A 14211-nucleotide genomic window follows, 5' to 3' on the forward strand; every position below is an offset into this window, starting at 1 on the left:
CTTCTTTCAGATTCCACCTCGCGATGGACACCCTTGCTGTTCGGCTATGTGCTTCGTCGTTGCCTACGCGCACTCGGGACTTTCACCCGTTAGAGAACGCCCATGCTGGGCAAACAAAAACGGTACAGCCCTTATAACTAGGGCTATACCGTTGAGATTCCTTCCCTTTTACTGGTGATTTCAGGCCGTTTAAATTGAGACTTTGCTGCGAGCCTTACCGTCCAATTTGCTTTGCGACTTCATCCGCAAAGTTTTCCTGCTTCTTCTCGATCCCTTCGCCGGTTTCATAGCGGATATACTTTTTGACTGTCAGCTCGACGCCGCACTCTTTGGATACAGCCTTGAGATACTGGCCCACTGTCTTCTCGTCATCCTTGAAGTATACCTGATCCAGGAGGCAAATCTCCTTCATGGATTTGCTCAGGCGGCCCTCCACCATCTTCTCCAAAATATTAGCCGGCTTATTTTCCTTGGAGGCCTGCTCCATCAAAATCTCCTTTTCCTTCGCCAGATACTCAGCCGGGACATCGTCGCGGCTGATAAATTTGGGATTCATGGCCGCTACCTGCATCGCCACATTCTTGGCTGCCTCTTTGACAGCATCGTTGACGGAGGCACAGCTCATCTCGACTAATACGCCGATGCGGCCGCCGCCGTGACTGTAGGAGCCGATATATCCCTCCGTCTGAATCTTGTCAAAGCGGCGGATCTGAAGATTCTCACCGATGACAGAAACTTTTGCAACCAATGCATCGCGGACGGTCACCGACGGGTCTGGCCCCCACGGCTCTTCCATAAAAGCGTCCATGTCCGACGCAGATGTCGCCGCTGCCTGCGCCGCCACATTGGCGACATACGTCTGAAACATCTCATTCTTCGCAACAAAGTCGGTCTCGGAGTTGACCTCCACAATGGCCGCACTCTTTCCATCCTCATTGATCGAAAAGGCAACTAAACCTTCCGCAGCAATGCGGCTTGCTTTCTTCGCCGCCGCGGCGAGTCCCTTCTTCCGGAGAGCCTCCACAGCCGCTTTCATATCCCCATCGGTCTCGGTCAGGGCCTTTTTACAGTCCATCATACCGGCACCTGTCAATTCTCGTAATTCTTTTACCATACTAGCGGTGATTGCCATTGTCTTACCCCTCCTGATTATTCTGCTTCTACGGCTTCCTCTTCCGCAGCCACCTCTTCAACATCCTCCGCGGTCTCTTCCGGCTCAACGGCCGCCTCTTCCGCAGCAGCGCCGTACTGGACGCCCTGATTGCCCTCGATGATCGCGTCAGCAACCGTGGCGGCAATCAGCTTGACCGCGCGGATCGCGTCGTCGTTCCCCGGAATTACATAGTCGATCTCATCAGGGTCACAGTTGGTGTCCACGATTCCAACCAGCGGAATATTCAGAATATGCGCCTCCGAAATGGCAATTCTCTCTTTCCTCGGGTCAACAATGAAAATCATGTCTGGCAATTCCGTCATATCACGGATTCCATTCAGATTCTTCTGCAGCTTATCCAGCTCTGCGCGAAGATTCAGCACTTCCTTCTTGGGCAGCACGTCGAAGGTACCGTCTTCTTCCATTCTCTCCAGCTCGAACATACGGTTCACACGGCTGCGGATTGTCTTGAAATTCGTCAACATACCGCCCAGCCAACGATTGTTGATATAGTACATCCCACAGCGCTCCGCCTCCGACTTGACAGCCTCCTGCGCCTGCTTCTTCGTGCCGACGAACAAAACCTTTCCGCCCTCCTCAGCTATGCTTTTAACCGCAGCATACGCCTCGTCAACTTTTCGGCTCGTCTTCTGCAAATCGATGATGTAAATCCCATTCCGCTCCGTGAAAATATACGGAGCCATCTTCGGGTTCCATCTCCGGGTCTGATGTCCAAAATGCACACCTGCTTCCAGCAGTTGCTTCATAGAAATTACACTCATGTCTTGACCTCCATTGGTTTTTTCTTCCGCGTCTCGTTCGCTTTCTCTGCCACCTTAAACAGGCACCGGCGTGAAATAGAAACGCGTGCGGATTTGGCTTAAAATTTACCGTTGTATAGTATACCATATCTTTACATGGGAAATCAAGACTTTTCTCGACTTTTTTTCATATTTCCCATGCCGCGCTGGGTCAAAAGCCAGCGAAGTGATGACAGGGCGGCCTGATGAAGCCTTCCCACCCAGGATGGGCTGTATTGAAGCTGTGCGGCAATCTGTCGCAGCGGTTTTTCCCTGTAATAGTGCTGAAAAATCACATTCCGCTGCATCTCCGACAGCTGTTGAACAGCCCCCTTCACCAGTTCTCGTTCCTCCTGCTCATCCAGCCACTGTTCTGGATCGCCGCCATTTCCATTCTCCTCCATCTCCAACGAACAAAACTCGAAAACTGATTCCTCCCCATCCCGCTTTTTTCGATGCTGTCCATAGCCATACCGAGTCAAACCGCTATATTGGCAAATGCCATCATAGACCGCCCCCCGTATTCGTTTCACTGCGAATGTGGAAAATTCAAATCCTCTAGTAGGGTCAAAGCGATCGACCGCTTCGATCAACCCAATTATGCCACAGCTGACCAGATCTTCCCGCTCCATTGACGGCGGCACATAACAGCGGAGGCGTTGGACGACAAAAAGCACGAGGCGCAAATTGGACTCGATCAGAGTTTGCCGCAGCGCCGGCTCCTTTGATTTTGCAAAAGCCGACCAAATTTCGAAGTTTCCCCGTTCCTCCGATTCCGGTAAAACTGAAAAAAGCTTGTTAAAATCCCATCGATCCATTGATACTCTCCCAAGATAAGATTTTACCATGCTTCTTTCGCTATGTGGATGAACAAGTTTCTAGATTACGTATTTTTATATTTCTTTAATTCAGTGGATAGCGCTGGATTCAGGATGCGGATGTACGTCCCCTTCATCCCCAGCGAGCGGGATTCGATGATGCCTGCGCTCTCAAATTTTCTGAGGGCGTTGACGATGACCGATCGGGTAATGCCTACTTTATCCGCCACCTTGCTGGCCACCAGCATTCCCTCCTGACCTCCCAGCTCATCAAAAATGTGGATCACCGCCTCCAGCTCGGAATACGACAGCGTTGCGATCGCCGCTTTCACAACAGAGCTCCGCCGCATTTCTTTTTCTGTCTCCTGCAAAATCGATCTGGCCAGTTCCACTCCCACCGCTGTCGCGGCATACTCCATTAAAATCAAATCGTCTACGGTGTAGCCCTCCTCATTTCGGCAACAAATCAGTGTGCCGACTCGGTCACCACTGCTTTCCAGCGGAACGACGACACAAAATCCCGACCGCTCATTTTTTCCCAAACCAAGTTTCTCAAGATTTGCATCCTCCTGCGTCTCCAAGATGCGATTTAGCGCAGCCGTGCAGGCCGGCGACAGCGTTGCGCCTTTCTCCAGCGAGCCTAAAAAAGCGCCCTCCTGCTCATCATGATTGTAGACATCTAAGATTTTTCCTTTCTTCGTCACGACCATAACGTTAGAATTCAGGAGATCACCGCATAAGATGCAGATATCTCCAAAAATCAGTGGATTTGCCCCCGATCTCTGTAACAACCGGTTTAAACTCCTAATTTTCTTCAATAAGTCAACGCTCATAGCAATGCCCCTCTCCCTTATTCATCGGTTTCCTCTTCTTCCTTCGGCAGCTCTTTTACATAACCGCAATCTTCCTTCGAGCAGATTAACTTCCGCTTTTTTCCCACCTTCTCGTAGAGCATCGACCCACATTCTGGACATGTCTGATCCGTGGGTTTATCCCAGGACATGAACCCACATTCTGGATTGTTTTCACACCCATAGTAGAGCCTACCCTTTTTCGTCTTTTTCATTTGTATTTGCCCGCCGCACAGGGGACATTTTGCGTCGATTGCCTCAAAATAAGGCTTGGCATTCCGGCACTCCGGGAATCCAGGGCATGCGTAAAACTTGCCAAAACGTCCATACTTTAAAACCATGTTGCGGCCGCACTTCTCACAGATTACATCCGTCACCTCATCCTGTATGGTGACCTTCTCCAGCTTCTCCATCGCCACTTCCACTAGCGGAGCGAAGTCCACGTAAAAGTCACGCAGCACCTGCTTCCACTCTTCCGTGCCCTCTTCCACATGGTCGAGAGACTCTTCCATCTGTGCAGTAAAATGAATATCCACGATATCCTTAAAGTACTCGCTGATGATCTGGTTGACGATGGTACCCAGCTCCGTTACAAATAGCGACTTCTTCTCCTTGGCAATATAATTCCTTGTAAGCAAGATTCCGATGGTCGGCGCATAGGTGCTCGGCCGTCCAACACCATTTTCCTCTAACGCTTTCACGAGAGACGCCTCCGTATATCTCGCCGGCGGCTGAGTGAAATGCTGAAGTCCCTCGATCTTCTTCAGTTGGACCTGATCACCGATTTCAAGGCCTTCGATGCTCTCATACGTTTCCTTCTCTTCCTCCTGCTCCTGGTACACCTTTAAAAAACCTGGAAAACGGATGCGAGACCCCGAGGCCGTGAACTCAAATTCATTTTTAACCAACTTAACCTGATATGTCTCGTATTCTGCCGGCGACATTCGGCTCGCCATAAAACGCTCCCAAATTAGCTTATACAGTCGAAACTGATCACGGCTCAGGGAGTCTTCAACCTTGGCCGGCAGATAGTCCGTAGCATACGTCGGGCGTATGGCTTCATGTGCGTCCTGTATCCGGCCTTTTTTCTCTGGTTCCTTCTTCTCTCCCGCGTACTCGCGGCCATACGTCTCTTCAATAAATAGAACGGCCGCATTGTGCGCCTCCTCTGCGATTCTAACGGAGTCTGTCCTCAGATAGGTGATCAACCCCACCTGCCCGGCTCCCTTCACTTCGACGCCTTCATAAAGCTGCTGCGCTATGCGCATCGTCTTTTGCGGAGTGAAATTGAGCCGTTTTGACGCCTCCTGCTGTAAGGTACTCGTTGTAAAGGGAAGTGGCGCCTTTCGGCTCCTCTTTCCTTTTTTCATGTCCTCCACAAGGAAATCGCCAGCGCCCCGAATTCGTTCAATGATGGAAGCGGAGTCTTTGCCATTTTCGATATGGACTTTCGCTTTATCAATGGCGGTCAACTTTGCTCCCAGATGCCCCTTCGCTTTACATTTGCCAAATTGCGCTTCTATACTCCAGAACTCTTCCTGGATAAAATCTGCGATTTCATCCTCCCTGTCGCAGAGAAGCTTCAGGGCAGCCGACTGCACTCGGCCTGCACTAAGCCCCTTTTTTACCTTTTTCCACAGCACCGGGCTGATCTGGTAGCCGACAACGCGGTCCAAAATTCTTCGGGCCTGCTGCGCGTTGACCAAATTCATATCGATATCGCGCGCCTGTTTGATCGCTCCCTTGACCGCCTCCTTCGTTATTTCATTAAAGGTAATGCGCTGTGTCGGAATCTGATCCAGGTTCAAAGCATACTTTAAGTGCCAGGAAATGGCCTCCCCCTCACGGTCAGGGTCCGTCGCGAGATATACTTTGTCCGCCTTCTTAACCTCTTTCTTAAGTTGGCTCAGCAATTCGCCCTTACCGCGAATGGTAATATATTTGGGCTCAAAATCATGGTCTAAATCAACCCCCATCTGACTTTTGGGGAGATCTCGAACATGCCCGTTGGAGGCAACCACCTGATAGGAAGAACCTAAAAACTTTTTGATCGTCTTCGCCTTAGCCGGTGACTCCACAATTACTAGATTCTTTGCCATTTCCATTCTCTCCTTAATATTTGATGAACCGCTGATCCGGCATACGCAAAATCAATCCGCGAAGCTCCAGCGCGGTGATGATTTGCTGAAACCGGGACGGCGCTAGATTTCCTTCTCTGCACAGGGTCTCCTGATCCGCACCCTCAGGCGCTATCAGGCTGAGAACCCTCGCTGCGTCAGCCTCCAGTTCTGGATCGTCCCATCCTCCACACCGAAAGCTTCCCTCATATTTAGTATCGGCCTTCCTCTTCCTCACGCCTGTGCCGGGAGTCCGGGCCGGGTTTATCCCCAAAGTGCGCGGACAAATATCGCAGATATCCTTCCACGAGGTCAACAGCACGGCCCCCTGCTGTACCAATCCATGTCCTCCTTGACTGTTGGGGCTGAATATAGAGCCGGGAACGACAAAAACTTCTCGCCCCTGCTCCAACGCTTGATCCGCGGTAATCAGTGAGCCGCTTTTTCTCGCCGCTTCAACGATGACGACTCCTCGGCACATCCCACTAATGATGCGGTTGCGCAGAGGGAAATGTCTTGCCAATGCCTCTGCACTCGGATCAAGTTCCGAAATGACGGCGCCTCCTGCTTCGATTGCCTCCATCAGCCGCCGGTTCTCCGGGGGATAGCAGCGGTCAACGCCGCATCCCAACACCGCTACGGTGGTTCCCCCTACCCTTAGGGCCCCTTCATGCCCCCAAGAATCAATTCCTCTCGCCATACCGCTGACCACAACGTACCCGCGGTCCGCCAGATAGCTGGCACAGTCTCTAGCGGCGGACGCTCCATAATCGGTGCACTTTCTTGATCCGATCACGGCAATCGCATCGCTGTAAAGCGCGGAGGGATTCCCCCGAACAAATAATACGGGCGGTGGATCAAAGATAAAATTGAGCAAAGGCGGATAATAGCGTGAAGCCCTTGTTATAACGTATATGCCTCGCTTGCCCAGGACATGCGCCCATTCCCACAGCCTGTCCAGGTTCTTTTCCCGTATAAGGGCCTGGCAATCGCTTGACGTTAATCCTTCAATTTGTTTCAGCTCAGCTTCCGTGCATTTCCAGACTTTATCCGGGCTACCAAAGTCTTTTACTAGCCGGCATACCTTGCGCGGGCCAATACCGGGTGTCCTGTGAAACCAGATCCAGTACAGGTCTTCTAACGAAACTGTATCCTTGTCTTGCATGGGATATCCCTCCATCCTGCCCTCATTCTGTGTCTATGGCCGGCGATGGATACTCCCCTTTCCTACCCTAAGCTTCATTTCCATTCTAATATTATAATGAAATTTTTCGGACTTGTATAGTATAAGTTGAAATTTTCTAATAATTCAAATATTTTTCGGAAATTTCGCAATAAAGCACAATTTATTTTACTGATTTTATTAAAACTCTAAAATTTTTTAAATCCTCTTAGCAAATAGCAGAAAAATCAAGATCCCCCTTTTCTTCCCCAAGTACACATAGATACAAATATCTGCGATATTCCATATAGACTATCAGTAAAGGACGATGATTCTATGTTCGCCAAAATTGTAAGCTGTACCCTATCTGGAGTCCAGGGGATCCCTGTGGATGTGGAAACCTGTATTAGCGCTGGTATGCCATACTTCTCCATTGTCGGTTTGTCGGAGGGGGCAGCCAGACAGTCCCGTGAGCGAATCCGAAGCGCTATGAAAAGTTCCGGTTTTGACCCTCCGATTCAAAAGATCACCATCAATCTCGCGCCAACCGCTCTGCGAAAGGATGGCGCTTCCTTTGATCTTCCCATCGCGCTGGGAATTCTGCTATGTCAGTCGAGGATTCCCTGCTCTTTCGCTCAGACGGCTATGGTCGCAGGGGAGCTATCCTTAAATGGAGAGCTGCGCTCCATTCCGGGAGTTCTCTCCATGACCATGTGCGCCAAAGAGCGCGGTTTTAATGCCATGATTCTCCCAAGATCCTGCGCAGCTGAGGCCGCCTTGATTCCTGGAATCAAGGTCATCGGTGCCAGCTCTCTCCTGGAAGTTGTCGAATACCTTTGCGGTTTTCGGGAGATCGCCCCAGCGGCGGAGCCAAGCTTCATTCCCTGGACGCCAACCTGCACCGCCCTATCCCTGATAAAGGGCCAGTCGGTCGCCAAGAGAGCGCTTATCGCGGCGGCGGCGGGGTGTCACAACTTGCTTTTCTGCGGCCCTCCCGGCTCAGGGAAAACACTGCTGGCGAGAAGCCTGCCCGATCTTCTTCCGCCTCTTGCCTTTGATCAAGCGCTTGAACTGACCCAGATTTACAGTGCGGCGGGAAAATTGCCCCCGGGCCGCGGTCTCATGACGCGGCGGCCTTTTCTAGCGCCCCATCACACAATCTCTCTGCACGCGTTCACTGGCGGTGGGTCCAATCCTCGCCCAGGTGTAATCAGTTTGGCTCACCTCGGCGTCCTGTTCCTGGATGAACTCCCAGAATTCTCGAAACACTGCCTGGAGGCCCTGCGCCTTCCCATGGAAGATCATTCTGTCAGCCATCAGCGGCTGCACTCCAGCGTGACCTTTCCCTGCGATTTCATGCTCGTCGCCAGCATGAATCTGTGTCCGTGCGGCTATTATCCCGATATGACCCGCTGCACATGCTCGCATGAGCAGGTTCGCTCCTATCTCCATCGCATCAGCGGCCCTCTCCTGGACCGATTCGATATCACGCTTCCCATCTCGCCGATTCCATACGATCATCTCCAGCAGGACGACTCTCCCTCTGACCTTGCGGCGGCACAACAAATTCTCACAGCGCATGAGATTCAGCGCCAACGCTTTCGGAAGGAGGACTGCCTCTATAACTCCCGAATGCCCCCGCCCCTGATTGAGCGCTACTGTACTGTCGAAACCTCGGGGGAACGGCTGTTGAAAACTGCCTTCAACCACTATTCCCTGAGTATACGCGCTTATTACGCGATTCTGCGGTGTTCCAGAACTTTGGCCGATCTGGACCAAAGTGAATGTATTCTGGAGCGCCATATCAGCGAGGCTGTCCAATACCACAGCCTTGCTTTCCCATAGTTTCTGTACAGGAACGCAGGTCTCCCCCATAGCTCAAAAGTTCGCTTTCATGAGCTTTGTCTCTCTTGCAGCGGACCTTCCTATAGCATCAAAACGAGTGAAAAGCAATCTGCCTTTCACTCGTCTTGTGACACCCATCTCGGCTCTCAGGCCCTCCCCATCATTCTGGCTAAGGTCTTCTCATCTCCTACGCTTTGATCTTTTTGATCATCTTGAGCCTTGTGAATTCTTCCCGCTCCTTTTCTTCCAGCGATTCCGTTATAAACTTAACCAGCTCTTCATAGCGGGGAATCATGATATTTTTCAGCGCGTTTGCCCTCTTCTGCGTTTTTTTGATATTCACCGCCAACCGGTAGATGGCGTTTTCGATCTCCGCCAGCTGCACTGTCAGCTTCTTCACCGCGATGAATTTCTCTCTCGCCACATCCAATGCTACGCTCGTACCTTTGAGTCCATACTGCGGCCTGGAATCTCCCTCATCAATGGCCGCCATGGGAATCTCCACCCCCATGATGCTCCGCGTGTTGATGGCGATCCCCTTCTCCTCGTCAATGGCGTAGACCGTCTTCTCGATATTGTGTATGCCCAGATTGATGTTTGCCATCTGCAGCGCCTCATATGCCTCGCTGAAAGTGCCGTCAATGTGTGACTGGACTTCCTGCGCCTTATCGATGAGGGACATCATTTCCCGGACTAGGATGTTTCGCTTCTTATCCAAGAGCTCATAGCCCTGCACTGACAGCTTTAGCGTATTCTTCGCCGCCATCAGGTTTCCCTTGGTCGGAACCGCGTTATTGCTCATGGACATCCCCGTCCTTTTCCAATTTATCCACTATATCCTCTTTCGGCCTCTCGACGTAGTATTTCTCCACCATGGCCGGATCCATACGGCTCAGCTCTTCCTTCGGCAGAATGCTGAGCAGCCGCCATCCCAGATCCAGGGTCTGGATGATATCCCGATTTTCACTCTTTCCCTGGGATACAAATTTCTCCTCAAACTCTTTTCCGAATTCCTTGTACAGCACATCTGTTGTGGAAAGTTCATCTTCACCGATGACCGATGCCAGCGCCTCCACATTCTGCACATTGGCGTAGGCAGCAAAGAGCTGGTTGGAAACTGCGGGATGATCCGCCCGCGTGTACCCCTCGCCGATTCCATCTTTCATCAATCGGGAAAGAGAAGGAAGCACGGAGATAGGGGGATAGATTCCCTTTTGATACAGATCCCGGTTCAGCACGATCTGTCCTTCCGTTATATAGCCGGTCAAGTCCGGAATCGGATGTGTGATATCATCATTGGGCATCGTTAAAATCGGAATCTGCGTTATAGAACCCTTTCGATCCTTCAGCATGCCGGCCCGCTCGTAGATGGAGGCTAAGTCGCTATACATATACCCCGGGAATCCTTTACGGCTTGGAATCTCCTGCTGAGAGGATGACACTTCGCGCAGCGCCTCACAGTAGGACGTCATATCCGTCAAAATGACGAGCACATGCATGTTCATCTCAAAAGCCAGATATTCCGCTGCCGTCAGTGCACAGCGCGGCGTTACGATACGCTCCACAATGGGATCGTTGGCCAAATTCATAAACATGACGACCTTCTCCAGAACACCGCTTTCCTCAAAGCTTCGCCTGAAAAACTCCGCCACATCATTTTTCACACCCATGGCACAGAAAACGATCACAAAATTTTCCGCATCCTCCCCCGTCAGCTTCGCCTGCTTTACAATCTGAACGGCCAGAGCATCGTGGGGTAGGCCATTTCCGGAAAATACCGGAAGCTTCTGGCCGCGAATTAGGGTCATCATGGCGTCGATGGAGGATATGCCCGTCTGTATATAATTTCGCGGATACATCCGGCTGACGGGATTGATCGGCTCCCCATTTACGTCCCGCTTCATCTGCGGATAGATCTCGCCGAGACCGTCGATGGGCCTTCCCAAGCCATCCAGCGTTCGCCCCAGCAACTCGGAGGAGAGAGGGATCTCCAGCGGCTTGCCAGTAAATCTTGTTCGTATATTGGAAGTGGACATTCCGTTCGTCCCCTCAAAGACCTGAACGATGGTGGCGTCGTCAGTCAACTGGAGAATCTTGCCCGTCCTCATGCCGCCGTCATCCATATGGATCTGGACGATCTCCTCGCTGGAAGCTCCCGGAATGCTTTCAAGCGCCATCAACGCTCCGTTGAAACTGGTGGCGCCTATATATTCAATACTCATGAGGACCGCTTCCTTTCAAACAATTTATAGCTGTCTCGAATTTCTTTGTCCATCGCGTCAATCTGGCGGTAATAAACGTCGAAGCCGCTCATATCCTCGTTGCCAACCTGATATTTACTTTGTATCAAGTCGTCGAAGATATGCGATTTGACGATTCTGGAGGTTGGAACCCCATTCGCCACCAATTTTTGGCTGACATCCGCCGCATAGGCGATCACCTTCATCATTTCCCTCTGCTTGATCAGGGGCACGTAGGTGTCCACATCGTGAAATGCGTTCTGCTGCAAAAATCCCAGCCGGATCGCCTTCGCAATCTCCAATGTCAGCTTCTGTTCCTCCGGCAGCACATCGGAGCCGATCAGCTTGACGATTTCCATCAGTTTGTTTTCCTCCTGCAGGATGGCCATCATTCGATTTCGCAGGGGGAGGAAATCGTGGGACACATTCTCCTGAAACCACACTTGCAGATCATCAATGTACTCGCTGTAGCTGTTAAGCCAGTGGATAGCGGGATAATGGCGGCTGTAGGCCAAATCCTTGTCCAGGCCCCAGAAGCAGCGGATAAATCGCTTCGTATTCTGTGTAACAGGTTCCGAGAAATCACCGCCCTGGGGGGATACCGCCCCGATTATGCTGACAGAGCCCTCCGTGTGTCCATTGGTCTCCACATAGCCAGCCCGCTCATAAAATTGTGCGAGCCGAGACGGCAAATAGGCCGGAAACCCTTCTTCTGCAGGCATCTCCTCCAATCGTCCGGAGATCTCGCGGAGCGCCTCCGCCCAGCGGGAGGTGGAGTCCGCCATGATCGCCACGTGATACCCCATGTCGCGATAATATTCCGCCAAGGTGATTCCTGTGTAGATCGATGCCTCACGGGCCGCCACCGGCATGTTGGAGGTGTTCGCAATCAAGACCGTGCGCTCCATGAGAGATCTCCCGGACTTTGGGTCCACCAGCTTCGGGAAATCCTCCAGCACCTCCGTGATCTCATTTCCCCGCTCTCCACAGCCGATATACACAATGATATCCGCGTCGCTCCACTTAGCCAGCTGGTGTTGCGTCATGGTCTTTCCCGTTCCGAAGCCGCCGGGAATGGCGGCTGTCCCCCCCTTCGCAATGGGAAAAAACGTATCGATGACCCGCTGTCCAGTGATCAAGGGCACATCCATCCGCAGACGCTTCGCAAAGGGTCTCGGCCTACGGACCGGCCAGTATTGCAGCATGCTGACTTCCCGTCTGCCGCTCTCTGTCTCAACTTCCAGCAGGGTATCTTCTACCTTATATAAACCGTCCTGCTTCACGCTGACGATCCGTCCGCTGATTCCACTCGGTATCATCAGTTTGTGCAAGATCAGCTCTGTCTCCTGGACTGAGGCGAAGATCATGCCGGGGAACGCCTGTGCGCCGGACTCGACACAGAATCGAACCGGCCATTCTTTTGCCCGGTCAATTGGATGAATGTCCACACCACGGCCAATGAAGTGGCCTGTGGCCTCCTCCATCTTCTGCAGGGGCCTCTGAATCCCATCGATGACGCCGCCGATTATGCCGGGGGCCAATTCCACGGAGAGAGGGGTCTGCGTGGAATATACCGCTTCCCCAAGGCGAAGCCCTGTCGTGCTCTCATACACCTGGACGATGGCGTGTTGCCCCTGAACTGAGATGACCTCTCCAATCAGATGCTCCTCCCCCACATACACCTTCTCCATCATCTGGAACGCTTCTTCGGACGCGACGGTAATAACAGGACCATTAATCCCGCAAATCCTACCTCTTTGCTCCATCCGTCATCATCCTTTCTTTTTTATGTCGTGGGCTTCAATTTCCAGGCCGCTGATTTCAAATAAGTGCTCTTTGCTGCTCTCCAGCTTCTCCCGTAGCGTCATATCCATATGGATTCGCCGCCGGTCATGGACAAGGACACAGCCTCCGATATAGCTGTCTGGCAGAGTCGCCTCAACCCGGACGCCCAACTCCTGCTGCAGCGCAGAGGCAAATCGCTCATCCCGTTTGCAGACGAACGCTCGAATTTCACTCCGGGGCCCCAGACTGTCCACAGTATCCTCCAGCTGCGACCACAGATACCCGCGATACTCATCCGACTCACAGAAATCATGTAGCTTCTTCCCAACGTCCTGCAAAATATCATGGAACAGCGATGTCCGCACACTCAATAACTGCTTTTTTCCCTCCATTGAAGCGCGGCTAATGATCTCATTCATTTTGCGATGGCTCTCCTGAACACCGAACTGAATCGCATCATACGCCGCTTGTAATAATTCCGTTTCCTTCTGGTCCAAAACACGCCGCTTTTCATCTCTCGCTTCCATGAGAATCGCTTCCTTCTGATCCATGGCCGTTTTTAAGACTGCGCTCTGAAAACGGGAAAATTTTGCGCTGTTATCGGAGGCCGTCTGATTCTTTATTTCCATTTCTATACGCCTTCGCTCCTTATATTTTTAGACCGATCGCCTCGCGGACATACTTTGTAATCGAATCCGGAGTCCGCCCGGTCCCATGTCTGTCCGGGATCTCCACCATCAACGGGCGCTCGTACGTAAGCTTTAGGGCATCCATCTCTCGGCTGACCAACTTCGCGAGCTTTTCCGTGATGAGAATGATGGCGATATCCCCATCTGCAATTGCCCTGTGCAGGGCTTCCACTGTCTCATCATGCTCGTGAACAACTACACCCTCCACGCCGGCCAGACGCATACCGGTCTGTGTGTCGATATTATCACTGATCACATACATCTTCACCTTTGCCAGCCCCCACATCAAGAATCGTTATACGAATAGGATCAAAATAGAAATAACCAGACCATAAATGGCGATACCCTCTGACAAACCAACGTAGATTAAAGTCTTGCCCAACAGCTTGTCGTTTTCGCTGATGGCGCCGGTGGCAGCTGATGCAGCCGATGCCACCGCGATGCCGCAGCCGATGGTCGCCAAGCCGGTGGAAAGAGCTGCAGCCAAATACCGCATTCCCTGGCTCATATCCGACGCCTCCGCCTCTACCTGCGTTCCTGTAGAATCCGCGGCCGATTCCGCGCGCGCGTCAGCGCTGCCGATGAAGAAGATGACCGCGCCGATCATCACCACGAAGAAGCTGGCAAGATTCATTCCCATGATCCGCTTGACCCGTCCATGCCGGATCCCATGCCGTATGGCGTACACTCCAGTCCCCACTGTCGCTGCCACTAATACCAATACCAATGCAAGTATAAAATACATACTCTC

The 14211-nt window shown here is 51.9% G+C and carries 13 protein-coding genes; 1 reads left to right on the forward strand and 12 read right to left on the reverse strand.

Annotated elements, in window-relative coordinates:
• Positions 1-214: 214 nt before the first annotated feature.
• The 6 genes from tsf to dprA form a co-directional block, all read right to left on the reverse strand.
• Complete coding sequence (gene tsf, locus H8730_RS15135; RefSeq protein ID WP_177719775.1) at positions 215-1132, reverse strand: translation elongation factor Ts; 918 nt, start codon at positions 1130-1132, stop codon at positions 215-217.
• Between the two features lie 17 nt (positions 1133-1149).
• Positions 1150-1935, reverse strand: coding sequence for a 30S ribosomal protein S2 (gene rpsB, locus H8730_RS15140; RefSeq protein ID WP_177719776.1), 786 nt, complete (start codon positions 1933-1935; stop codon positions 1150-1152).
• Positions 1936-2078: 143 nt separating this feature from the next.
• Positions 2079-2771 carry a sigma-70 family RNA polymerase sigma factor gene (locus tag H8730_RS15145; RefSeq protein WP_177719777.1) on the reverse strand — a complete coding sequence of 231 codons (693 nt, stop codon included), beginning with the start codon at positions 2769-2771 and terminating at the stop codon, positions 2079-2081.
• A 65-nt stretch (positions 2772-2836) separates the two neighbouring features.
• Positions 2837-3604, reverse strand: a complete 768-nt coding sequence (gene codY / locus H8730_RS15150; protein WP_177719778.1) for a GTP-sensing pleiotropic transcriptional regulator CodY — start codon at positions 3602-3604, stop codon at positions 2837-2839.
• A 17-nt stretch (positions 3605-3621) separates the two neighbouring features.
• Positions 3622-5721: a type I DNA topoisomerase gene (gene topA, locus H8730_RS15155; RefSeq protein WP_177719779.1), complete on the reverse strand. Its 2100-nt coding sequence runs from the start codon at positions 5719-5721 to the stop codon at positions 3622-3624.
• A gap of 13 nt (positions 5722-5734) precedes the next feature.
• On the reverse strand, positions 5735-6904 hold the full coding sequence (gene dprA, locus H8730_RS15160) for a DNA-processing protein DprA (RefSeq protein WP_177719780.1): 1170 nt from the start codon (positions 6902-6904) through the stop codon (positions 5735-5737).
• Between the two features lie 333 nt (positions 6905-7237).
• Here dprA and H8730_RS15165 point away from each other — a divergent pair, with 333 nt between their 5' ends.
• Complete coding sequence (locus H8730_RS15165; RefSeq protein ID WP_249290102.1) at positions 7238-8746, forward strand: YifB family Mg chelatase-like AAA ATPase; 1509 nt, start codon at positions 7238-7240, stop codon at positions 8744-8746.
• A 187-nt stretch (positions 8747-8933) separates the two neighbouring features.
• On the opposite strand, the gene H8730_RS15170 is transcribed toward H8730_RS15165, so the two are convergent.
• From H8730_RS15170 to H8730_RS15195, 6 genes are read right to left on the reverse strand one after another with little or no spacing between them, the layout of a single operon-like run.
• Positions 8934-9548 carry a V-type ATP synthase subunit D gene (locus tag H8730_RS15170; RefSeq protein ID WP_177717717.1) on the reverse strand — a complete coding sequence of 205 codons (615 nt, stop codon included), beginning with the start codon at positions 9546-9548 and terminating at the stop codon, positions 8934-8936.
• The gene (locus H8730_RS15175; RefSeq protein ID WP_177717715.1) at positions 9538-10968 is read right to left on the reverse strand and encodes a V-type ATP synthase subunit B; all 1431 of its coding nucleotides are present in this window, start codon (positions 10966-10968) and stop codon (positions 9538-9540) included. Before H8730_RS15175 ends, H8730_RS15170 begins: the two co-directional genes overlap by 11 nt.
• The gene (locus tag H8730_RS15180) at positions 10965-12752 is read right to left on the reverse strand and encodes a V-type ATP synthase subunit A (RefSeq protein ID WP_249290104.1); all 1788 of its coding nucleotides are present in this window, start codon (positions 12750-12752) and stop codon (positions 10965-10967) included. Before H8730_RS15180 ends, H8730_RS15175 begins: the two co-directional genes overlap by 4 nt.
• Before the next feature lie 6 nt (positions 12753-12758).
• The gene (locus H8730_RS15185; protein WP_177717711.1) at positions 12759-13400 is read right to left on the reverse strand and encodes a V-type ATP synthase subunit E; all 642 of its coding nucleotides are present in this window, start codon (positions 13398-13400) and stop codon (positions 12759-12761) included.
• 19 nt (positions 13401-13419) lie between these two features.
• Positions 13420-13728: a V-type ATP synthase subunit F gene (locus H8730_RS15190; protein WP_177717709.1), complete on the reverse strand. Its 309-nt coding sequence runs from the start codon at positions 13726-13728 to the stop codon at positions 13420-13422.
• 27 nt (positions 13729-13755) lie between these two features.
• Positions 13756-14205, reverse strand: a complete 450-nt coding sequence (locus H8730_RS15195; protein WP_177717707.1) for an ATP synthase subunit C — start codon at positions 14203-14205, stop codon at positions 13756-13758.
• Positions 14206-14211 lie beyond the last annotated feature (6 nt).

It is taken from the genome of Bianquea renquensis (assembly GCF_014384895.1).
Lineage (GTDB): Bacteria > Bacillota > Clostridia > Lachnospirales > Bianqueaceae > Bianquea > Bianquea renquensis.

Excerpts from the sequence above, each read along its gene's own strand:
- tsf (WP_177719775.1), bottom strand. The coding sequence starts at position 1,132 with ATGGCAATCACCGCTAGTATGGTAAAAGAATTACGAGAATTGACAGGT.
- rpsB (WP_177719776.1), bottom strand. The coding sequence starts at position 1,935 with ATGAGTGTAATTTCTATGAAGCAACTGCTGGAAGCAGGTGTGCATTTT.
- H8730_RS15145 (WP_177719777.1), bottom strand. The coding sequence starts at position 2,771 with ATGGATCGATGGGATTTTAACAAGCTTTTTTCAGTTTTACCGGAATCG.
- codY (WP_177719778.1), bottom strand. The coding sequence starts at position 3,604 with ATGAGCGTTGACTTATTGAAGAAAATTAGGAGTTTAAACCGGTTGTTA.
- topA (WP_177719779.1), bottom strand. The coding sequence starts at position 5,721 with ATGGCAAAGAATCTAGTAATTGTGGAGTCACCGGCTAAGGCGAAGACG.
- dprA (WP_177719780.1), bottom strand. The coding sequence starts at position 6,904 with ATGCAAGACAAGGATACAGTTTCGTTAGAAGACCTGTACTGGATCTGG.
- H8730_RS15165 (WP_249290102.1), top strand. The coding sequence starts at position 7,238 with ATGTTCGCCAAAATTGTAAGCTGTACCCTATCTGGAGTCCAGGGGATC.
- H8730_RS15170 (WP_177717717.1), bottom strand. The coding sequence starts at position 9,548 with ATGAGCAATAACGCGGTTCCGACCAAGGGAAACCTGATGGCGGCGAAG.
- H8730_RS15175 (WP_177717715.1), bottom strand. The coding sequence starts at position 10,968 with ATGAGTATTGAATATATAGGCGCCACCAGTTTCAACGGAGCGTTGATG.
- H8730_RS15180 (WP_249290104.1), bottom strand. The coding sequence starts at position 12,752 with ATGGAGCAAAGAGGTAGGATTTGCGGGATTAATGGTCCTGTTATTACC.
- H8730_RS15185 (WP_177717711.1), bottom strand. The coding sequence starts at position 13,400 with ATGGAAATAAAGAATCAGACGGCCTCCGATAACAGCGCAAAATTTTCC.
- H8730_RS15195 (WP_177717707.1), bottom strand. The coding sequence starts at position 14,205 with ATGTATTTTATACTTGCATTGGTATTGGTATTAGTGGCAGCGACAGTG.